The 21,965-nt window shown below is 51.4% G+C and carries 17 protein-coding genes; 2 read left to right on the forward strand and 15 right to left on the reverse strand.

Annotation, left to right across the window (positions count from 1 at the left end):
- Positions 1–86: 86 nt before the first annotated feature.
- The 8 genes from WBG83_RS01660 to WBG83_RS01695 form a co-directional block, all read right to left on the reverse strand.
- Positions 87–2,519: an EAL domain-containing protein gene (locus tag WBG83_RS01660; protein ID WP_336742090.1), complete on the reverse strand. Its 2,433-nt coding sequence runs from the start codon at positions 2,517–2,519 to the stop codon at positions 87–89.
- A gap of 60 nt (positions 2,520–2,579) precedes the next feature.
- Entirely contained in the window at positions 2,580–3,491 is a 912-nt protein-coding gene (locus WBG83_RS01665) for a methyl-accepting chemotaxis protein (protein ID WP_336742092.1), read from the reverse strand.
- Positions 3,492–3,737: 246 nt separating this feature from the next.
- Positions 3,738–4,127 (reverse strand): hypothetical protein, encoded by a 390-nt coding sequence (locus WBG83_RS01670; protein ID WP_336742094.1) that lies wholly within the window; start codon positions 4,125–4,127, stop codon positions 3,738–3,740.
- Between the two features lie 168 nt (positions 4,128–4,295).
- Positions 4,296–5,390: a lipocalin family protein gene (locus WBG83_RS01675; RefSeq protein ID WP_336742096.1), complete on the reverse strand. Its 1,095-nt coding sequence runs from the start codon at positions 5,388–5,390 to the stop codon at positions 4,296–4,298.
- A 104-nt stretch (positions 5,391–5,494) separates the two neighbouring features.
- Positions 5,495–6,217 (reverse strand): SMI1/KNR4 family protein, encoded by a 723-nt coding sequence (locus WBG83_RS01680; RefSeq protein ID WP_336742098.1) that lies wholly within the window; start codon positions 6,215–6,217, stop codon positions 5,495–5,497.
- 279 nt (positions 6,218–6,496) lie between these two features.
- A complete protein-coding gene (locus tag WBG83_RS01685; protein WP_336742100.1) occupies positions 6,497–6,940 on the reverse strand; it encodes a hypothetical protein in 444 nt (147 codons plus the stop codon).
- A gap of 308 nt (positions 6,941–7,248) precedes the next feature.
- The gene (locus tag WBG83_RS01690) at positions 7,249–7,761 is read right to left on the reverse strand and encodes a DUF4241 domain-containing protein (RefSeq protein WP_336742102.1); all 513 of its coding nucleotides are present in this window, start codon (positions 7,759–7,761) and stop codon (positions 7,249–7,251) included.
- Between the two features lie 211 nt (positions 7,762–7,972).
- A complete protein-coding gene (locus WBG83_RS01695; protein WP_336742103.1) occupies positions 7,973–9,247 on the reverse strand; it encodes a cation:dicarboxylate symporter family transporter in 1,275 nt (424 codons plus the stop codon).
- A 136-nt stretch (positions 9,248–9,383) separates the two neighbouring features.
- On the opposite strand from WBG83_RS01695, the gene WBG83_RS01700 reads away from it, so the two are divergent.
- A complete protein-coding gene (locus WBG83_RS01700; RefSeq protein WP_336742105.1) occupies positions 9,384–10,724 on the forward strand; it encodes a sensor histidine kinase in 1,341 nt (446 codons plus the stop codon).
- Positions 10,724–11,647 (forward strand): response regulator, encoded by a 924-nt coding sequence (locus WBG83_RS01705; protein WP_336742106.1) that lies wholly within the window; start codon positions 10,724–10,726, stop codon positions 11,645–11,647. The genes WBG83_RS01700 and WBG83_RS01705 overlap by 1 nt, the downstream gene beginning before the upstream one ends.
- 287 nt (positions 11,648–11,934) lie before the next feature.
- Here the strand turns inward: WBG83_RS01705 and WBG83_RS01710 are convergent, their stop codons facing one another.
- The 7 genes from WBG83_RS01710 to wsfD all read right to left on the reverse strand — a co-directional run bounded on the left by WBG83_RS01710 (position 11,935) and on the right by wsfD (position 21,879).
- The gene (locus WBG83_RS01710; RefSeq protein WP_336742108.1) at positions 11,935–13,125 is read right to left on the reverse strand and encodes a hypothetical protein; all 1,191 of its coding nucleotides are present in this window, start codon (positions 13,123–13,125) and stop codon (positions 11,935–11,937) included.
- A 289-nt stretch (positions 13,126–13,414) separates the two neighbouring features.
- On the reverse strand, positions 13,415–14,476 hold the full coding sequence (locus WBG83_RS01715; RefSeq protein ID WP_336742110.1) for a glycoside hydrolase family 113: 1,062 nt from the start codon (positions 14,474–14,476) through the stop codon (positions 13,415–13,417).
- A gap of 5 nt (positions 14,477–14,481) precedes the next feature.
- Positions 14,482–16,602 carry a cellulose biosynthesis cyclic di-GMP-binding regulatory protein BcsB gene (locus tag WBG83_RS01720; RefSeq protein WP_336742112.1) on the reverse strand — a complete coding sequence of 707 codons (2,121 nt, stop codon included), beginning with the start codon at positions 16,600–16,602 and terminating at the stop codon, positions 14,482–14,484.
- A 10-nt stretch (positions 16,603–16,612) separates the two neighbouring features.
- Positions 16,613–17,875, reverse strand: a complete 1,263-nt coding sequence (locus WBG83_RS01725) for a glycosyltransferase (RefSeq protein WP_336742114.1) — start codon at positions 17,873–17,875, stop codon at positions 16,613–16,615.
- Between the two features lie 5 nt (positions 17,876–17,880).
- The gene (locus WBG83_RS01730) at positions 17,881–19,557 is read right to left on the reverse strand and encodes a hypothetical protein (protein ID WP_336742116.1); all 1,677 of its coding nucleotides are present in this window, start codon (positions 19,555–19,557) and stop codon (positions 17,881–17,883) included.
- Positions 19,547–20,386, reverse strand: coding sequence for a GGDEF domain-containing protein (locus WBG83_RS01735; protein WP_336742118.1), 840 nt, complete (start codon positions 20,384–20,386; stop codon positions 19,547–19,549). Before WBG83_RS01735 ends, WBG83_RS01730 begins: the two co-directional genes overlap by 11 nt.
- Entirely contained in the window at positions 20,356–21,879 is a 1,524-nt protein-coding gene (gene wsfD, locus WBG83_RS01740) for a glycan biosynthesis hexose transferase WsfD (RefSeq protein WP_336742120.1), read from the reverse strand. Before wsfD ends, WBG83_RS01735 begins: the two co-directional genes overlap by 31 nt.
- Between the last annotated feature and the right edge of the window lie 86 nt (positions 21,880–21,965).

Below are 21,965 nucleotides of genomic sequence, written 5' to 3' on the forward strand. Positions count from 1 at the left end.
CCATTGAAATTGCAAGAACATCCGGCTGTATCTCCCGGGTATGGCAGCCATACCCGGGAGATACAGCCGGAATTTGTATTCCGTCCTCAACCGAGCAGGCTAGGAAATAATACATTTGCTTCCTTTATAGACAAAGGCTTGCTGTAGAAATAACCCTGCACCTCATTGCACCGGAGCCGCTTCAGATAATCTACATGCTCCTGGGTCTCCACCCCTTCGGCTATAACCGCAATATTCATGTTATGGGCCATATCAATGATGGTTTTGATAATCGCCTGATTGCTTATGCTCAGCTCCCGGATAAAGGACTGGTCAATCTTCAGCCGGTCGATAGGGAATTGGTTGAGATAGCTTAAAGAGCTGTATCCGGTTCCGAAATCATCAATGCTGATGCTGACGCCGAGGCTTTTGATTTTGTTCAGCACCCGAATGGTATAGCTTACGTCCAAAGCCATGCTCTCCGTAATTTCCAGCTCCAGCGTAGCGGGAGGCAGCTTTGTTTCATCCAGGATTCGCTGAATCATCTCAATCAGATTATTGTGCATCAATTGCCGCATCGAAATATTAACAGCCACCGTGAGCTGCTCGTGTCCGGCCTCCTGCCACGCTTTGGTTTGCCGGCACGCCGTCCGTAACACCCATTCTCCAATCGGGTTAATAAGCCCGGTCTCCTCCGCCAGCGGGATAAACTGTCCGGGCGGAATTAAGCCGTGCTCCGGGTGCTCCCACCGGATAAGCGCTTCCGTTCCGATAATCCTTCCGGATTCCATGTTGATTTTAGGCTGGTAATGAAGCATAAACTGATTCTGGCCCAGCGCTTTGCGAAGATCGCTTTCCAGCTTCAATTTTTTGGAGAGGGCCTGATGCAGCTCCGAGGTAAAAAACTGATAGTTGTTTTTCCCCTTCTCTTTGGCGAGATACATCGCTGCATCCGCGTTTTTCAACAAAATTTCGAAGTCCTGTCCGTCCTCTGGATACATGCTGATACCGATGCTCGGTGTAATGTATACCTCCAAATGCCCAAGAGCGAATGATTTGGACATTGCATCAATGATCCGCTCCGCGATATCGGCCGCTTCCACTGCTGTAATATCGGTCAGAAAAATAACAAATTCATCCCCGCCCAGACGGGAGATGCAGTCCTCTTTGCGCAGACATCCGGTCAGCCTTCCGGCGACCTCCTGCAGCAGCACATCGCCGATGGAATGGCCCAGAGTATCGTTAATATTTTTAAACCGGTCCAAATCAATAAACATGACACCCAGCTTTTTCCGTTTCCGATTCGCCCGAAGCAGCGCGTCTCTCAGCTTCTGATGAAACAGCAGCCGGTTCGGCAGCCGGGTCAAAGAATCGTAATGGGCCATATAATAAATCGTCTCTTCGGCTTTTTTCCGCGCTGTAATATCGCTCATGGAGCCGACGACCTCCAGGATGTTTCCATTTTCCTGAATAGGTGAAAGAGTGATGAAATAAAAATGCCCGGCAAGCTCCAGCTCCAGGTTTACGATTTCTCCGTCAAACGCCTTGCAGAAATGGGCTTCTAGCTGCTCCGCCGCTTCATTAGGGAACATTTGACGCGAGGTTTTGCCCAAAACCCGATCTGTGGTCAGGCCAAGCTCCTCGGCAATCTTCCCCTCGCACAACGTAAACGTGATGCTGCCCCCTTGCTCCGTAACGATTTTGAAAATGCAGTTTTGAAGGTTTTTCACTGTTCTGCGGAAATCGCTCTGCAGCGCTTCGGTCAAGGCGGTCTCCGCTTTAATCCGATCGGTAATATTCGTGCCAATGGAAACGTATTGATACGGGACGCCCTGATCATCCAGAAACGGGACAATGGTCGTGTTCATCCAATATCCACTGTAATCCTTGGCCTGGTTCTTCACTTCCCCTTTCCACACTGCGCCTTGCCTGATGGTCCTCCACATCGTCCTGAAGAAGGATTTCGGGTGGTAATTAGAGTTTAGTACCTGAAGCGTTTTTCCGAGCAACTCCTCACGCGTATATTTGGATATTTCGCAAAATTTATCATTTACGTAGGTAATGACGCCCTGATTATCTGTAATCGCGACTATCGAAGATTCATCCAGTGCGTTTTTTATATCTCGCAGATCCTTTACGGTATGCGTGAGCGCTTCTTCCATCTGCTTGCGCTTCGTAATGTCCGTCCCGATGGAAACATATTGAAAGAGCACGCCCTCGGAAGACATAAAGGGCACCAAGGTCAGATGAAGCCAGTATTCCGTGCCGTTTTTGGCCCGGTTTTTCACTTCTCCCTTCCATACCCTTCCTTGGCTTATCGTCTCCCACAGCTGCTTAAAGTACGTCTCGCAGTGGTGACCGGAGTCAATGACCTGATATGTCTTTCCAATGAGCTCTTCAGCAGCATATCCGGATATGGAGCAAAAATTGCGGTTGACATATGTAATGACTCCCGCCATGTCGCTAACGGAAATAATAGAGGACTCATCCAGCGCGGATAACGGATGCTTTGTATCCGTGATAAAGGTAGAAAACAGCATTTTTTTCCTCCCTGGGTGCAAAGTCAGAGCATGAGACAGCCTGGTGAAAGGAATGACGGACTATAGGATGTCCGTGACTCCATTTGCCTGCCGATCCAGCTGCCGGGCCGAAGATGTAATTGTCCTGAAATCATCCATAGCCACTTCAATCTGCTGCCGGCATTTTTCAACATATTGCTGCACCTGCCTGGTCCCTTGGGACATATTGCCGATCTCGGCTGTGATTGCATTCACGCTGTCCCTGACCTCAATAATCGACTCCTGAACCCGGAGGGACAGCTTCTTGACCTCCTTGGCAACCACATCGAAGCCCCGGCCGTATTCCCCTGCATGGGCCGCTTCGATAGCCGCATTCAAGGCAAGCAGATTTGTCTGCGACGCGATCTCGCGTATCGTGTCGACAATCCCTTGAATAGATGCTGCCTGCTGCTCCAGCTGCGTCAAGGTCAGGCTGTTTCCGCTGGCGACCCCTGCGATATTGCCGATGCTCTGCAGCAATTCCTGACTCCGCTTCATCCCTGCTTCCGCCCTTTGATTGAGCTCCTCTGACATCCCCTGCAGCTTCTTGACGACATCACTAATGGCTTGCTGCCGTGCTGTAATATTCGTAGCGAGTTTAACAACGCCTACAACACGCTCGCCGCTTTCATCGAAGATGGGCGCATAGGTCGCTTCAAGCCAGACCGTATTTCCTTTTGAATCCATTCTTTCAATCTTATCCTGAAAGCTTGTACCCGATAATAAGCTTTGCCATAACCGCTCATAGCCCGGGCTCTCCACAAAATGAGGAAAACAAAACGACTTGTGGTGCATTCCCAGCATTTCTTCTTCCTTGTAGCCCATCGTATGTGCAAACATTTCATTGACATAGGTGACTTGGCGATTGACATCAAAGCGTATCATCGCCACGCTTCTTTCCACGGATTTAAGCACCAAATCGGTCGAAAGATGTTCAGTTTCTGGATGCAGCATGCCTGCTTCCTCCCAATTATTAACTTATTTTCATTAAATTGAAATTATAATAATTACAGTTTTAGAAGCTGCAAGATACATAAATCCTCCTGTAGTATACAGCAACCGAATGCGACGCGCCAGACAAAGGCGGGAATATTGCTGCAAGCCGGCGCTTCGATGCCACATAACCAGTCATCTTGACAACATCCTTCGGGCTACCTACAAAAACAGCAGCCCCTTGTAGGAGCTGCTGCGTCTTCATCATTAGGAGGTTCGTCCGTCCTGTTCTCTGACCTTCGGACAAGTGGTACAGCATTCGCCCTGCGGAGAAATCTGATCATAGAGCAGGCTCGAACTGGCCTTGCGCCGCGGCTTGCAGCGCATAAAACTGCATATAATAAAAATCCCCCGGACGGCTTGAAGCCAGACGCAGCACAACCAGGCTGCCCGGGGAAGGATGAAGGCCTTGTGCCGCTTAAAAGAGTAGCTCCTTCCGGCAATGACAAGCTCTCCGTCCCCTTCGCGCACCAGCAGCAGGCCGTACCTGGTTTTCTGCTGATAAAATGAGGGCCGAAGCGTATTCACGCGTTCGACGCTTTCCAGCTTATACACATAATCGGCAAGTGCCGCTGCAGCATCTCCATTCCCCTTCATTGCCTTTCTATCCCCCTGCTGCTTTCATCATGTATCCGCTTATTCAGCGGGATTAAGACGCTTGGTAGCCGCTGCTTGCTGCAGCAGGAATGGATCATCAGCTCGCAATGGCGGCTGCCCGGAAATACGCCCATCCCTCTCCCAGCCTGAGAACCCAAAGCACAGCCTCTAAGCTGAGCCCTCAGTATATCCGACGAGCTCCATGAACCCTTTTCCTCGAATGCGCACTCGCGCCGCTTGCGGCCCCCGGCTTTCTCCGGTTACCGTGCAGGCTCCTTCCCATATCGCCCGCAACGGCCCGATGATCGGCATTTCTTGCTGATTCAACAGCGGGGCGACATGTAAGCTTATGGACAGATCAGGCAGGTCCACCTGCCATTCGACGGGATACTTCATTCCCGTATACAGGCTTTTCCAATATCGCAGCGGCTGCAAGCCGACTCGCCCCACTGTGACAATCTCGCCATTGGTATGAATTAGCTTGGCTACAGGCTCCTCCGGTAGTTCGGAATTCGCCGGATGCAGACGGCTGATCAGCAGATCACGTCCGTCCTTCAGCTGTAATCCGAACCAGTCCCAGCCGGTACCCAGCAGCAGGCCATAATTTCGCCCCCATTGGCGGTCAAACCAGCCTTCACCAGAGACGGTTTGAAGCCCGTCCGGGGTTTGCAGCTCTCCCGTCACCTGATTGCGCGTCAGAGAAGCATAGCGGAAGCCATTTATCGTGCCGTGCTCATCAATCAGGGAAGCCGGCTTCACCGGCGTGAAATTCAAGTGAAGACGGGCGGAGCGTTCCTGGATCAACAAGTCAAAATCCGGCTTCTCCTCATGGGGAAAGGTCCATTCATAATTTCCATAAATGAGCCGGGGCGGCTTCGCTTGCACGGATGAAGGGCCCATCCGAAGATGAGGGGATGGAAGGCTGCCGGCCAGCAGCGTTGAGTACTGCTTCCACATGCTCCGGTCCCCGGGATTCAGCAGGAAATAAGCCGGAAAGTAAAAGCCCTTCAGCTGATGAATCAGCCTTCGATCCAAATAGGATCTGGCCTGAACCTTCCGCTCATCCAGACAGGTAAACGAAGAAATTAAATAATGGCCTTTATGAACCGGCAGCTCCCCGACCCGGAAAAAGGATACCATAACGGCATACCGGCGCCCCGCGCTCCCCGTAAGGAATGCGTAGCAATACCACCATTCCAGATTGGAGGCAGGACGGTCCGCCGCAGCCTGGGGGAACGAAATCAAGCTTCTGTCGTGACTCACAAGCCCCACACCTATCTTTTTTTACAAGATATGTGCGTGCGCCCTGATGGGCAGCTTGTTTGTTATAATTATGAAGCCTTCATGACATCATTGCCGTTTTTACTTCATTGCCGATGTTCCCTGCAGCCGTGGTTCTCCAGAAAATCCGCGATTTGCTGAAACAACGTTTCCCTCCCCTGCTCATAAAAAACCGCGACCTCCACTCCATTGGCATAATTCAAACGGAGATAACCGCCAAGGGATTGTAAAAAAATTTGGGCGCTGTATTCATCGGAAATGTATAAATCCGCTCCGAACTGCGCCTTGACAAGAGGAGCCAGCTCGGGCAAGGTAAAGCGGTACTTGTCGAGCAGAAAAAAGGCGTGCTGCGTTTGGCCGTGCCATGGCTCAAAGTACGCCGGCTCTGCAGGGCTGCTTTCGTATACTTCTGCAATCTTCCGGTTCAGAAACGCTTGGAATAGCTCCAATTCGTGTACCTGATCGAGACTGATACGGTCGCTATGCCGCGGAAGCCAAAGCAGCCCGTCTGCCTCGGACGAAACCGCCAGGAAATCCCCGTCAATCGATGTGCCCACCACAACGCACTGTTCAATTTGCTCCCGCGAAATCGGGCTTTTTTCATCGTGCTCCCAAAATTCATATTCCGCAAACTCACCCAGCACTCCTGTATCAGGACGCGTTATATTTAAGACTCCCCGGTATGTGCCTTCGCCGTAGGTTGTCAAAAAACGACGATAGGCTTCCGGCAACCGAACCCCGCTTCGTTGTTCCGTGTCATTCAGTTCCCCATCCGTCACCACGGACCGCAGCCCGGAAACCATATACATACTTTCGCCCCTCTTCTTTATGCCTGATCCAGACTTAGTAAAAATATACACATTTATTGTAAAAAAATTGCTTTTTTGTTCCAGCCTGTCTGAATGCCTACTCATACATTCGCGATCATGGGTCTACTGCCCTATTTTACCTTAATATGGGTTATTGTTCCAGAAAAAATCTCTCCCGCACCAGAAACACACGGCTTCCACTGCCAAGAGAGATTGTTTTACTGTTCCATTCGGTTAGCCGAACACCAGCCGACTCAGGTGCGTGATGGGAGCACCCGCTCATTCAAACCCATCTCCCGCGCCCCGCACCAGCTCCTGGAGCTGGGCAAACGGAAACCGGTCATGTTCCGCCCAGCGTAAGGAATACGCAGCTTCTCCTTCAAGCACCCATCCGAACTCGGCATGAGGAGCCCAGTGCAAATCGCCGCGTTTAGGAACTGTTTTCCCAATAATCGTCTCTATTTCACTATCGGTAAATAAGCCGAGCGAAGACCAAGCCGCCTTCAAAAGCTGCCTAATGCGCGCTTCATCATCCGCCGCGGTAACCGGGGCGAACCGGTACAGAAGGAGCAGAGGAACTACCGGATTCACTATAAACTCCGGACGTTTGCCCAAGTACCGGCAAATAATCTCCAGCTCCTCCCAGCGGAATACATAAGGGTGAAAATGCGCCTGATCATCCCAGCCAAGCTCCAGAGCCTCCGGCAGCGCTGGCCCGGACAACTCCAAATCAACACTTGCAAGCTCTCACTCCCGGCAAACATACAATGCGTCATAGCAGTTATGATCGGTGCTTTCATCCGCTGCGAACAGCAGGACACGCTGCTTTACCTCCGGTTCCTGAATCGAATCAGCTAATGCTTTCAAATCGAAATAAATAAAACCAATGCCCCAATATATATCACGTTGAAATGAACAATGCCTGCAACAAGCTTTGTAGGCCACTCCCATGCAGCTCACGCTCCCCAGCTCAAGTCCGCAGATAAGCAGTCATGCTTGTCCTGGTATCCGAAGCTCTTCGGTTCCTTGTGTTACTGTATAAACACGATTTTGACACCGATCACCTGCCGGTCTTCATTCAGGGCCACGAACGCCTTGTAGCCCCCGTCACCCATTCCCGAGCGGGATACTACGCCGCCGTCAATAACTCCCGCTTCCTCGCCTTCCTCCGTGATGTCGCAGCAGGCCAAATACCAGTCGCTGTCCGCTGCCGGATCGGCGGCTTCCGTTCCGGTATCAGGCACCCGATACTTGGAAATATCGAATACGCCGGCTTGACCGCTGTCCACGCTAACCATAAAATCGCATCTGGTCCATAACGAAGCATCGTGCGGGTCCCGGAAAGAAGAATGAAAAGCAAGCAGCTTCGCACAAACCTCGCCCCAATGGTTGACTTCTGTCTTCTCCACTTCGCCGTACCAGGTGCCGTTCAGCACATGATCCAAGGTGCCCATAAAAATCGCTTCCTTCCCCAGCTCGTAGCAAGGGTCCGTAACGACCACTTTACCGGATGTGACTTCAAATGTGCCTAATTGGATAATCATACCGCAGCCTCCCTGATGATCTCTGTTCCTGTTAAATTTTACCCGTACCTGCGGACAAAAAACAACCCTGTAAAGCAAAGAAGACTGCTTTACAGGGCTGCTTTTCGGGAATAAGCGGCGGCTCCGCTTGCGGTTTATCGCGGAATTGTAGCCGCGCTCTTCCCCGATAACACGGCACTGCCGCTCTATCGAGCGCGAAGGCCCGTTATATTCAGGCCGCTTTATCAAGCTTTTGGATGGAGTTTAAATACGTATTGGCTTGCTCCTTGTCATACTGGCCTTCCAGCTTGGACATGACAACGGACGCGAGGCCATTGCCAAGCACGTTTACCACGGTGCGGGCCATGTCCAGGAGACGGTCAATCCCGGCGATAATGGCCAAGCCCTCGACCGGGATGCCGACTGAGCCCAATGTCGCCAGCAGCACAACAAAGGAAACGCCCGGTACGCCTGCAATGCCTTTGGAGGTGACCATCAGCACAAGCACCAGCGTAATTTGGGTCGAAAGCGGCAAATGAATGCCGTACATCTGGGCGATAAATATAGCCGCAATGGCTTGATACAGCGTGGAGCCGTCCAGATTAAAGGAGTACCCTGTCGGAATGACGAAGGATGTTATCGCCTTCGGACAGCCGAACTTCTCCATCTTTTGCATGAGTCTCGGCAGTACGGATTCCGAGCTTGCAGTGGAATAGGCCAGCACCAGCTCATCCTTCAATATCCGAATCAGCGCGATAATGCTCGTGCCTGCCATTTTTGCAATAAGACCGAGTACCACGAATATAAAAAGGAGCATCCCGCCGTAGACCGTAAGAATCAGCTTGCCCAGCGGGATCAGCGAGGAAATACCGAACTTCGATACCGTGACCCCGATTAAGGCAAATACGCCGATAGGAGCGAATTTCATCATTTGATGCGTTACCCAGAACATCGCATCCGACACGCCCTGGAAAAAAGCAAGCACCGGCTTTCCCCGTTCCCCGATTGCCGCAATGCCCAGCGCAAACATAATAGAGAAAAAGATAATAGCGAGCATGTTTCCGCTACCCAGCGACTCAAAAATATTGTTCGGCACAATATTCACAAACGTGTCGGCAAAGCCGTGGCTTTGTACCGTTTCAGCCGTTGAAACATACTTGGTGATGTCGGTTTTGAGCAACTGCTCTTGATGGACGCCCGCGCCCGGCTGGAACACATTGGCCATCAGCAGGCCGACCACGATGGCGATCGTCGTTACGACCTCAAAGTATAGCAGCGTTTTTCCGCCGAGCTTCCCCAGCTTCTTCATATCCCCGACACCGGCCACTCCGACAATCAGGGAGGATAGAACGATCGGCACGACAATCATTTTGATCAGCCGGATAAATATATCGCCGACCGGCTGCAAGTAAGCTGCCACCGCAGGATTTCCATAAAAAATCGCCCCGACCGCAATGCCCGCCGCCAGCCCGATAAATACCTGTACCGCCAATCCAAATTTCTTCATAGGTGTGTCACCCCACTCATCAGCTATAAGCGCTTGCTTTCTAATTGACCGCACTGTAGAGTGATCATATAACCGCACCTATAAAATTCTATAAAAACCTACACTTTTTTCTGTGCGGAATAGTAGCGTATAGATCGTGAAGCATTCCGAGATAGTAAGAAAAAGCCCGGAAAGGTCGATTCGACTGAGAAAAAAGCTGCTGCTTCTCATATTTATGGCTGTTATCGTCGCAATTGCCGGAGAATTCAAGTTTTACCCGTTTTACAACCCGTTTCGGGTTAGTATGGCAACCCCGGCATTTCTCTTTTTTTTGCTGTGGAACCGGCACGTTCCTGTACCTGTATTCGGCTTGACAACTGCCGTTACAGTCCCTGCATTTCGTATCTGTCTCGATATTCTTCTTCATAAGCTTCCCGGCGCTGAAGCGTTTCAGTCTCATCATACCGTCTTTTTCTATTACGTCACCTATACAGCGCTCTTTTATTTGCTGCGTATTGACCGGCTCCACCAGCGTCCGCTTGTCATGGGCTTGCTGGCCGCCATAACCGAGATTGGGGCAAATGGCGCCGAGCTTTGGGCCCGCTTCCCTGCAACCTTTGCCGGGCTCACCCTGCCCGAAGTCAATGAAATTGTGCTTATTGCCATTTTCCGCAGCTACTGTGTCATTGGCCTTTTCATTCTCTTGAAGCACCGGGAGCAGCAGCTATCCGATCGGCTCCGGCGTCAGCAGTATGAGCAAATGCTGCTGCTCATTTCCCAATTGTATGAGGAAGCCGTTCAACTGAAAAAAACACAGCAGGATGCCGAGCGGATTACAAGGGACAGCTATTCCTTATACAAGCGGCTCCAGCTGGAAACCGGCTTAACCGGAAGGGATGATCTAGCCGGAATGGCACTGCAAATCGCAGGGCAAATTCATGAGATTAAAAAGGATCACCAGCGGATACATGCCGGAATCGCCCACATTATTTCCAGCGAAAGCGTCACGAATGTCATGCCGATTCAGGAGCTTGGCATGCTTGTCATCAAAGCAAACCGGAAATACGCCCGTATGCTTGGAAAAACGATCGATTTTCAGCTTCAAACCCATGGTGTTCACCCGTTGTATCCGGTAAATACTCTTTTGTCGCTCCTAAATAATCTGGTGGCCAATTCGGTAGAAGCTATAAACAGCACTGGAAGCATTACCTTGTCCGCCGCGCGAGAAGAAGAAGTGCTGCTGCTTCAGGTGCAGGATACCGGTCCCGGCATTCCGCCGAAAATTCACCACGCCCTGTTCGAGCCCGGATTTACAACAAAGTACGACGCATCAGGAAATGCCTCCACGGGTATCGGACTGTATTATGTGCGTGAGCTGACGGAAGGCCTGCAGGGCGAGGTTCGCTTTGAGAGCAGCCCGGACGGAAAAGCAGGAACCTGCTTCACGCTCCGGCTTCCGTTAAATAACCTACTCCATCAAACAAAGGATGACACGTGATGCGTTTTTTTATTGCCGATGACGATGCCGCGATTCGTTCCATGCTCACGCACATTATTGAGGAAGCCGATTTGGGAGAGGTCGCAGGCGAAGCGATAGACGGCATGTACGTAGACAGCCACCTGCTGGCCGCCAAGGACATCGATATTCTCCTTATTGACCTGCTCATGCCTCTCCGGGATGGAATCGAAACAGTACGTCTCCTGAACGGAGGCTTCCGCGGCAAAATAATTATGATCTCCCAGGTTGAATCCAAGGACATGGTGGGCAGCGCCTATGCCCTCGGAATCGAATATTATGTGACGAAGCCGATCAACCGGCTGGAGGTAATCGGGGTACTTCAGAAGGTCATTGAACGGATGAAGCTTCAAAACTCCATTCAGGAAATCCAGCGTTCGCTGGCCGGCCTTGGTATCCCTTCCGGTCTTGGAGCCGCTGCCCCGCCCCCAGAGGCCAAAAGCATCCAGACCCCCGGCAGCTTCCTGCTGGCGGAGCTTGGCATGCTTGGAGAGGCCGGCTGCAAGGACTTGTTGGATATGCTGGAGGTTCTTGATGCCCATCACAAACAGGAGGCCTTGGAACAGGGCTTTCCTCCCCTCCAGCTGCTGTTTGAGCAAATCGCCAGAAAAAAATTAGGACAAGCTGCCGCCCCCGACAGCGTAAAAAAAGAATGCAAAGCCGCCGAGCAGCGGATACGACGGGTAATTCTGCAAGCCTTGAACCATCTGGCCTCCCTCGGACTGACGGACTACTCCAATGTCAAATTTGAAAATTACGCCTCCAAATTTTTTGATTTTACGGAGGTCCGGAAAAAAATGCTGGAGCTTGAAAGCCATCTTGCCCCCAAGCAGTCCCAGGTCCGGCTCAACCTCAAAAAATTTATTCAGGTGCTGTATTGGGAAGCCAAGCAACTGATGGGATAGTGGATAGTTCAACAAAAAAGACAGCCCGTCCGCTCCTAGAGAGCGGATGAACTGCCTTTTTCAAAATTCAGGACTCAGGTATAGTATGCCTATGCCTCATGTAGATTGCCGGTCTATGCTTCAGCTCCCGCAGCAGCAAAATCAGCGCCCACCGCCTTACCCGCCAAAGCGTGCTTTGATGCTCAATCAGATTGGCCAGCGCAGCATATCACGTTTAACAAAGGAATGAAAACCGCATGGAACGTGCCGTTTTGATGTCCCCGCCTCCAGCGCTGGCTCCCTCTCGATTACCGGGTAACCTTAACTCCATGAGGCATATTGAACGTTTTGACCGAAGATGAGTTTTTGTATGGGTTTGTAATTGTAATTTGAATGTTAATCGGACCCGTACCCAAGTAATTGGTTCCATTTCCGGTCGGCATGTTGTTGATTACCTCACCGTCATATACGAGCTTGCCGTTATCATACAATTTGCCATAGCCGTTTGCATTTCCATCGACGAAATCCCCATCGTATGCGATAGCGCCATTCATATAAAACTTGCCCTTGCCATTGTAAACGCCTTCCTTGTGTTCCCCGTCATAATACATCGTGCCGTCCAGATAAAACTTGCCGTACCCGTTCAACATGCCGTCTGTGAATTGCCCTTCATAATATTCCGCTTGGTCATCGGTTACAAAGGTGCCGGTACCGTGAAATAGCCCTTCTCTAAACGTTCCGGTATACCGCTTGGTGCCATTCTCATAATATTCCGTGCCCTGCCCCTCAGGAATACCCGTTACTGCCGACACTTGACCGGAATACATCAGGCTTCCGCCCGGGTAATAAATGGTAGCTGTGCCCAGCTTACTATTCTCCGCGTGACTTCGATCAGAATATTTGCTTCCGTCTTCATTGTATGTCACGATTTGAATCTTCCCGTTGGCCCGCTTTCCGTCACCCCGCAATGCCCCGTCTTCATAATAGGACCTGCCTACGAGGTTGGCGCTGCCGTTTCGGAATTCTCCTTCATAGCGCTTTTGCCCGTTCTTGTAGTAAGCCGTACCTTGTCCATTCGCCGCCCCATTGACCGTTTCTCCGATGTACTTAAATTTTTCATGCATGACGGTTGCCGTTGTTTCGGAAACAACGGGCTGTGCCTTCGTTTTTTCTGTTTTTGCCTGTGCTGGAGCAGCCGCGGTCGTTACTGCCGGAGCAGCTGCCTGGACTGTGGCGGCCGCCGTTTGAGCTTCGGCTGTCTGCTGCTGATTCGATTCAGGCTGTACCGATACTGTTGAAGAGGCTTCTGATCCGCTTGATGTATTGTGAGTTTGATTTGCAGGGTCTAGGGGATCATAGGCCAGCTCCGTTTTGACATCGTTGACGCCACCAGACGGAACCTGGGACCTGTCCTGTGCCTTGTTATACCAAATGTAGCCAACAACACCGTTGATTCCTAGTAAAGAAGCAATTACAACTGCCGGTACAATGTTTTTCATGCTGTCCCCCGATTTTAAGATTCCCAATGTATACACCAATCCTTGTATTAATTTAACATATTCTGTCGAATATGCACAGGGAATTTCAACAATTTTCAAGACTCCGGGCTTATTGAACAACACCGAAGGACTATATGCGCCAGCAGTTGAGGGCCTAATCCATACGGGATCATCGCTTGAAAAATAATCTTCCATCCTGATCCGCATGTGCACATGCCGAGCCGTTTCCGGTCCATGGGCCGACGCAAAAAGCATGATCACCCCCGCCAAGCATCGGGCATCATCATGCTCATTTAAACCATTCTTTAATGACATGCACACTTTCCCGGGAAGGATAGTAGTGCTTGTCCTCTCCATTCTCGCCGATGGCGAACACGGAGAACCCGAGGAACCAATCCTGCGTAAATACGCGCCGGTAGGCTTCAAATCCTCTGGCCTGCTCTTTCCCGTTGTCCACATCGGAGGGCGAAGGATTCCAGGGATACATCGCAGCATAGTTCCGTTTCGGAAATCCGAGCTCCCCCATAAAAATCGGTTTATTCCAGCGGTTGTGCAGCTGCTCCAGCTCGCCCGCCACATTTTGTTCCCGGTCGAAAACGGTTGTCCCGTATAACGCCTCGACCAGTTGATCCACCGTATTTTCCGGCTGATCGGACAGTTCAAAATAGGCCCCCACCGAGATAAAATCCACCTTGCCGAAAATCGGACGCTCCAGCTTCGCTTGAAACGCCTGCTTGCTGGATTCATCCCACACGGCGGTATACCACCAATTCGTTTTGTACGTGATCAGCCCGTCAAACTGCGCTCTAGCCTGTTCCGCTACAGACAGCCATTGGTCATCATAGGCCTCCAAATAGCTCAAATTGGAGGCGATGCACAAAACATCCACCTGCTCGGGCACCGCCACTTGACGAATCAATTCGTTCAAAACGGCTGTTTTCCAGTGGGTGAAAAAGGCGGGAATATCGTCGGGATTCCACTCGGTTTCGTAAAGCTCCCCGGAGGCGATCCACGGATACGGCTCCAAAATAATGCGGATGTTTCGTTTCTTTAACTCCCGTATCATCGTGCGCGCCTTGTCCAGACTAGCCTGATCCAGCTTCATGGTGCTGGAACGGAGCGAATCGACAAGAACCATGACCGGCACATTCACCGTATTCAAGGACAGCTGCTCCGCATCGGAGAGCGCTTGCTGAACCGAATAATCTACGGACAAATTGCCGGACTTCACCTTTTGCTGCAGCATCTCCGTGCTCCCGCCCGTATTCAATCCCAGCCAAATCGCCATAAGAAGCGCTGCCGCGGCGGCTGCCGCAGCCCATGCCCATATCCGGGCCTTGCCAGACGGCACGGCAGCTACCCCCTTCTATATTTCCTGAAATAGAAAACCATACCGACAATAAGGATCAGCAGGACCGTGCCGAATAAAATTGCGAATATTTTCAATTGCGGACTGCTCATACTGACTTTCTCCGTCAAGGCCAGGTTATCTCCCTGCACAAAATAATGGTTTAACGCGTTATCCCAGCGGTCAATCAGCAATGCATTGCCCACGAGCGTGGAAATAAATTTGGATTCCGTGAGAAATTTCTCGGCCCGCGCCAAATGATCCGCCTTCGGCGCAGTGATCACCAGCAATCCCCGCTCGCTGTTCAGCGGTGAAGGCAATAGCTGAATCGAAGCCAGATTGCCGGAGAAATCCTCCATCAGCCTTCTCTTTTCATTGGACAAGAAATATCCGAAGCCGCTGTCGTACTTAAACCATAAGCTGTCATTCACCGTCTTGATGACCCCTAGCTTCTCCGGTGTGCCCAGCATAATCATGTTGCTGTCCTTATTCTGTTCGTTGAAGCCGTCCTCTTTGATCACGCGAAGCGTGCCTGTGTTATCCTGCAGGCTTTGGCCCATATAGGCGATTAAATCGGCAACGTAATCAAGCTCCTCCAATGCGCCTGATTTCGGCAGTACAACAGCGGTATCGTTCCATCTGCCGTCCTTCATGAACGGCCACGGGTAGTTCTCCAGCAGCAACGCCCGCTCCCCTTGCGTCGGCAAGTATATCGTGGATTCGCCGCCCACGAAGCCCCACGGCGTTTCGAGCTCCAGACCGGTGCAGTTATAGTCCGTAAGCTGCAGATCGAAAGCGACGCTCAGCTCCACATAATGCGACGTCACGGTACTGCTCGGAATGCTGACCTCGATCGTATCCCCGTCGGCTTTATCCGGCTCCAGCTTTTTGCTCCCGACAGGAGTCCCGTTGACATAAACCGTAACCAGAGATTTATTATAATCGATATTTTTACCGTAGCGGATTTGCAGTGCGGCTTTGGCCCCCGGAAGCACCAAACGATTGGACGGCAGGTTTATCCCGATGGAGGATTGCTGACGCCCGGGACCCTTGAAATGTATTCCGCCCTGGTAGCCAAGCTCCTTCAGCGTGACCTGCTCGGATGCCGGCTTCTGTGTCAGGCTGACATTGGTGCCAGGCCGGATGAAGGCCACATTCGAATCTATCTGGGAAACCATATCCTGATTCAGCAGCAGCTTCGCTGCAGTATCCAGCATCCCGTCCTCCCGGTCCGTTACGATGCCCATCACCAGCTTGCCTGCGCTGTAGGGCGATTGAATCCGGTACAGGAACGCCCCCTCCCCGACTCGGTTAGTAACCTCCTGAGGCGTTTTCGCGCGAATCTCCTCGGGCAAGTGCTTCCATTTGCCGACAAAAATGAGATCGCCGGTTTTCCGGTCGCTTGCCATCAGCTGGGAATAGGTCATGGTGCTCAAATCCATTTCCTCACCCTTGGACAGGGCACCCAGACTCGCCGCAGTCTGAAGCGCCGCCGCCATTTCCTCCTCCTCCGCCTGATCCGGGATGACTATCGAGCTGGCCTGCTTGCCGGAGGACGCGCTTGCTTTCAGGAACGGATATGGAAATTCATTGATTAATTCCGTTGCAGCCATTTCCTCCACAGCCAGGTGGATATAAGAGGTTTTGTCAATCAGCACCCAGCTCCCGTCATTCCGGTCGCGGACACATACCGGAATCCCCTCCGCCTGGCTTACTTCCATGCGGATTTCATTACTGCCCTTCTTCAAAGCATCCAGCGGCAAATTCAAATCGAGCACACGCTTGCGCTCAACATCACCTCGCAGCATTTCCGAATGCACCGGCTTGTCATTGACAAGCACCGTAAGCACAGAGGACTTGGTAAGCTGGCTAATCGATAACGACAGATGCAGCGTGGCGCCGTTCACCCTCCAGTGATCATCAACCGTTATGTAGGTCCGGTCCGATCCGTATCCCCCGCGAAATTCAATATCCCGGTTCAAGAAAATATTTTTGGATAGGGCTTGTCCTGCAGCAGCCGTTTCTGTCCGCACTGAAGTCTCCTCTTGGGCGGCGCGGACTGTGAAGGAAGAGGACAGGACCACCGCTGCAACCGCAGCTATGCATATCACGTGCTTCATTACCTTCATGGTTATCCTCCTAAAACCTCTCCGTCTTGTACCATTTCACTTCCAGGCCCAAAATACTGTCTCTGGCGTATTGCCATACGCCCTTCAAGGCAACCAGGAGCCAAAGCTGGCAGTAGGTAAAATACATCAGACCGACCAGCAGTATATTTCTCGGGTTGCTTTCCCCTTTTTCCATGCTTAGGGCGATTGCCATCTCCAGAACGAATACCAGATACGCCATCACCCACAGCAGCGCCGTGTTGCCGGCCACTTTATATTCAATCAGGTTGCAAATTCCCAAAATGAAAATCGCATCGGACAAAATAGCGGAGCTTAAGAACAAAAAGTACACCGATGAGAAATACAGCAAATCAAAGCGGATGTGCTTCGAATCCCGGGAAAACAGCAGCTTGAAATTTTTGACGAGCACGTAGACGTTGCCCTTCACCCATCTGCTGCGCTGCCGAATCCAGACCGGGATAGACTCCGGCTCCTGCTCCCACGTAACCGATAGCGGCATGTATCTGATTCTGTACCCGAGCCGATAGATTCGGAAGCTGATTTCCGTATCCTCGGCAATGGCCTTGGTATCCCAGCCGCCCATTTCGTCGATGATGCTTCTTCTCACGATAAAGTTGGTGCCGGGAATAGTGCACAGATTAAACATTTGCCAGCGCCCGGCTTGTACCATCCACTGAAAGCCTAACGTCTCGATATTAATAAACTTGGTCAACAGATTTTTGTTCTTGTTCCGGGTCCGGAACTTGCCGATGACCGCGCCAAGCGAAGCATCCCGGGCCAGCGTGTGCACCAAGTATTTCAGGGCCGTCCGCTCAGGCGTGTTATCCGCGTCATAAACAGCGATCAGCTCTCCTTTGCTGGACTGGATGCCGATGTTGAGTGCATTGGATTTGCCCTTTCCGCCCGTAACCTTATCTGTTGTAATCACCGTAAGGTTAAAGCCTGGATGCTTCCTTTGCACCTTGGCCAAAATTTCTCCCGTCTTGTCGGAGGAATTATCGTTAATGACGATAATCTCCAGCTTGTCCTGCGGATAATCAAGCGCAATAAGCGCCGTTACGGTCTGCTCAATGACCTTCTCTTCATTATGGGCGGGAATGAGAATGGAAACAGAAGGATAGTGCTCGATTGGGTCGTCCAGATTCATTTTCAGCGTCTTGAGATAATACACATACCCGCCAACCGTCAGCACAATGTTTACAAACAGCATCACCCAGATACAAATCATGCAGTAAAGGAACAAGTAATCCACAATTCCAAGCTGTTCAGCCATTCCGCTCACCTCAAATGCTTCTTTCTGTCGATTCTCTTGCCTGCAATGAATGCCACGAGGAACAGGCCGACGAAGCCCCCTGCCAGCACCAGGACAAACACCATCGTCTGTTTAATCCGTTTGTTCACACCGGTCAGCTCGGCTTCGGCTTCGGTGCTGCTGTCATCCTCAGCTTCAGTGTCCCGGCTTACTGTGCCGTCCAGCCAGCTCAGCCTTTTGCCATTGACGGTAACGATTCCGTTCCGGGCAGCCACCTCAATATCTCCGAATGACACATGGCTGTCCAGCGTGCGCAAATCTTTAAAGGTAACCCCGGTCTGCTTCAGACGCAGCACGGTTTCTTGAAGCAGCCTCTGATCCTTCGTGCTGTCGAAGCTTAATACCGGTGTGCTTTCCGCCCGGTCCAGAGCCGGAAATGACGTCTCTGGCTGTTCCGTGCCTGTACCGGCGGTAACCGGAAGCAATTCGGGAATATAGGTCCCTGTCCAGGCCTTATCCGGCCCCACATCGCGGGAGTAGCTTTGCCAAGCGCCATTCTGCACAAAAGTAGAGAAATAAGCGGTCGCCCGGGACAAGGCGGGGTCGAATAATGCATCCGGAAGCCCGGAAAATCCGAGCGGGTATATATTATTTTGGAGGTACGCCCGCATCGAAGCATCCATCAGCTTCGCGGGATTCATCAACCCTTCCTCCCCTGCGGGCTTGTAGCCCTCCACGTAGGAGCTCCACTCGTCCGGCGGATTCCAGCCCTCCAGATTGCCGAGCACCGGCGTGCCGCCGAGCTTCTGAAGCTGCCGGACCGTCTTGAAGTAACGCAGCATGGCCTTGTATTCGGTATTGAAAAACACCGGACGGAGCTCCACAATGAACGGCACTCCCTGCTCATTCAGCCATCCGGCCAGCTCCTCCAGCTTGTCCAAATCCATCAGCGGGCTGACCTCATTAAGCTTGACATATGCTTGAGGCAGCCGTTCCGGGACATGACCGAATATGCGGCCAAGCAAATCGCGGAATATAGGATTGTCCGGGCCTGTGCTGCCCAGCTTGGCGACTACCCAGCGGTTTCCGCTCTGTACAGCATACGCAAAGCGATCGATGCCGTCGGTCATGCTTCCCCATGCCCGGGCAGACTGCTCATTTGTAACCGCCAGCTTCGGCAGCTGCCCGGTCGATCCGGTCAGAACGGATACTTCATCAGCGGCGGCTTGCAGCGGATATACCATTTTGGCTATTGCATCTGTATAGCCGTTTACCTGAAAGCCGCCGGTCAGACCATAGGCAGCATAGCGCTCAATACCTCCGCCGATCCAAATCAGCGTGCCCGCAAAGCTCTGGAGGTCCTGTCCGAGCGATGCCTGAACCTGTGACTGGCCGGCCCCTGCTATAACCACGACCTGTGCGTCATTCAGCAGCCCGTTCTTGTAATGATCGATTTGGACAAAGCTCACTTTATTGCAATAGGAGCGAAGCAGGCTGTAAAGCGCCATCAGTTCGGTTCGGCTTTCCTTGGGACGATCAAAGCTGCCGTACAGCAGAACAGCGGAGCGTTCCGTCTGCGGGACTGCTGCGGGGCTGACCGGCGAATCAGGCACAACATAAAATGCGCTGCCGGTTGATGGAAGCAGCACAGCCAAAACAAGAAGGATCGAAATGATTTTGGCCTGGAACGGGCTAAACGTCATATTCCATGTCCTTCTCCGCCGCTTTGCGCATTCCAATTACATCTTGAATTTCTTCGGTGTATTGAGCGATCCCGATTCTAAGCTCCAGCTTAATGGCCACCGATTTCACGGCATTGTCCAGATTCATCTGCCGGATGCTTTCTTTCAAGCGTTTTTTGACGACCTGGGCCCCCTCAACATCGCCAACCAGCACGACGGCAAAGGTACGTCCGTCCTCCAGCATATAACTGCAATCCTCAGTCCGGGTGCAGTTGACAATCTGCTTGCCGATTGATTTCAGCAGATCTCTCATCCGTTCCTGTCCGACAATACCGCGGATGTCGTCGAAATACATCACGTTGACCATCATCAGGCTAAGCGGCAGCTTGTAACGACGGGATAAGCCCATGTACTGGTTCAGCACACCGTAGAACACCTTCACATTATCCAGTCCGGTATTTTGATCCACCGTGACGTAATCGGAGTATTCCTGCTTCATCTTCATGTTCTCATCCTGCATGACCCGGATCTTACCGCCGATCGTCGCAGCAATAACAGCAATGGCTGGAAGCAGCACCATCCAGTAGTACACATGGGATTCTACACCGTTTCCAAGCACCACATTGCCGTACATGACGTAACTGCCGTAGAAGAAGATCGCGACGGCCGCCATGCCCAGGGCAATAACAATGCCGGAAAAATACGATAACACGCCGATGGCAAACAGCATGCTCAGCATAATCATATTTTCAAAAAAGTAATCCTTCGGCAGCAAAATAAACAAATTCACGACTCCGTACAATAAGACGGTTAGTGCGATTACCCAGATATCGATCTTTTTTGCTTCCAACGAAATACACCTACCTTTTGTGCGATATCCAGTTTGACATACAGTTGATTCAACCCGTAAACCAGCATGGCCACAAACATCAGATCAAAGCTGACATTAAATAAAAACAAATGCTTGGCCAGATCGGCATCCCCCGCGCCAAGGAATGAAACCGCCAGCTGGGAAAGCCCGATAAGCCCGATAGAGGCGAGAACCTCCAGCCCCATCATCCCCCTTGCCTCTCCTTTTCTGAAACGGGTGATATAAAGCTTGGTCAGCCCGCCGTAATAGACTGCATAAAACAGCAGAATAAACCGGAAGTTCTCAGGGAATATGAAGAGCTTCACGCTGCTCCAGAGGGAGAAGATAGTCGTCTTCTGACCAGGGGAGAGCCCTGCCGACTTCTCATAGTTGCCAATGACCTCCGGGCGGATCGCATACGCATGCTTTGCGGCCAAATCCAGCTTCTCAAAGGCCCGGTCAGGATGAAGCACATAATACTTGATGATTGTGCCATAGCCGTATTTGCTATAAAACTCCTCGTTCAGCAGCTTCGATTCCGTATGCTCCATCACATATTGATCGTAATAGGTCGTTCCGGCCAGGATCGAGAATTTCGGGTCAAGACCAAGCTCCTCCAAATCCCGCTCCGGGTTTGTCGAGTTTTCCAGAATCCCCCTCGTAACCGCATGATACTGGTTGATATGCTTAATATCGTCCGTCATGGACCCGTAAATAAGGGCGGCCGACGCAACAAGACAAGCCGTTAAAGTAATCACAGCAATCTTCCACCGCTTATCCTGACGGAGAAACATGAACCGGACACACAGAAAAACAAGAAACACACCCATCGGGGCGTTCTGCTGCTTGGCGCTGATAAACAGTGTCGCAGATACCATAAAAAGGATAAAATCAGGAATCGATGGGGTTTGTTTCTGCAGCATTCGGAACACGAGCGCCAGCATCAGCAGCAAAAATACGTAGGATGCAGGCTCCCCGTAAAAGGAGTTAAAGTAAGCAACGTAGCCGACATCACCGAAAACAGAGATCCCGGCCATGCAGGCCAGAATAAGAATCGGCAGCTTCAAATACTCGGAAGCCTGCTTTAACAGCATATAGAAGGCGGCGAGAAATACAATGACGTAGATGACAGCGAGCATCCGGATATCAAACAAGTTATCAGGGGTGAACCACAAATCCAGTGTCAACCCCATCCGAATCAACAAAGACAGAGAGGAAATAAAAAGCGTATTCTGATCGTACGGATATTGCCTGATGCCGAAATCCTTATTAAAATAGCTAAAATGACGGTCATCGAAATTGTCGGTCAAATAGTATAATCCCATATTATGAATCTCTCTGAAAAAATCACCGTTGTCAGCCATGCCGATAAGCGGTCGCACGAACAATATCGAGATGATGATGACGGCGGCGGCAATCGTCGTACCAAGTATAACCAGCTGCCTGACGCTCATCACCTGACTCAATCGGGCCATCGCCTCGTTGGCCGACACCCTCCTATGCATCGTCGTTTCCCGCGATATTCTCGATTTCCTCGATTTTCTCAATGTGGTGTTCATTCTCCAATTTCTTGTCAAAT

Source organism: Paenibacillus sp. y28, assembly GCF_037137075.1.
Classification (GTDB): domain Bacteria; phylum Bacillota; class Bacilli; order Paenibacillales; family NBRC-103111; genus JBBBNV01.

Coding starts and splice junctions, on each gene's coding strand:
- WBG83_RS01705 (WP_336742106.1), top strand. CDS start 10,724: ATGCGTTTTTTTATTGCCGATGACGATGCCGCGATTCGTTCCATGCTC.
- WBG83_RS01665 (WP_336742092.1), bottom strand. CDS start 3,491: ATGCTGCATCCAGAAACTGAACATCTTTCGACCGATTTGGTGCTTAAA.
- WBG83_RS01670 (WP_336742094.1), bottom strand. CDS start 4,127: ATGAAGGGGAATGGAGATGCTGCAGCGGCACTTGCCGATTATGTGTAT.
- WBG83_RS01690 (WP_336742102.1), bottom strand. CDS start 7,761: ATGATTATCCAATTAGGCACATTTGAAGTCACATCCGGTAAAGTGGTC.
- WBG83_RS01730 (WP_336742116.1), bottom strand. CDS start 19,557: ATGACGTTTAGCCCGTTCCAGGCCAAAATCATTTCGATCCTTCTTGTT.
- WBG83_RS01710 (WP_336742108.1), bottom strand. CDS start 13,125: ATGAAAAACATTGTACCGGCAGTTGTAATTGCTTCTTTACTAGGAATC.
- WBG83_RS01720 (WP_336742112.1), bottom strand. CDS start 16,602: ATGAAGGTAATGAAGCACGTGATATGCATAGCTGCGGTTGCAGCGGTG.
- WBG83_RS01680 (WP_336742098.1), bottom strand. CDS start 6,217: ATGTATATGGTTTCCGGGCTGCGGTCCGTGGTGACGGATGGGGAACTG.
- WBG83_RS01725 (WP_336742114.1), bottom strand. CDS start 17,875: ATGGCTGAACAGCTTGGAATTGTGGATTACTTGTTCCTTTACTGCATG.
- WBG83_RS01660 (WP_336742090.1), bottom strand. CDS start 2,519: ATGCTGTTTTCTACCTTTATCACGGATACAAAGCATCCGTTATCCGCG.
- WBG83_RS01695 (WP_336742103.1), bottom strand. CDS start 9,247: ATGAAGAAATTTGGATTGGCGGTACAGGTATTTATCGGGCTGGCGGCG.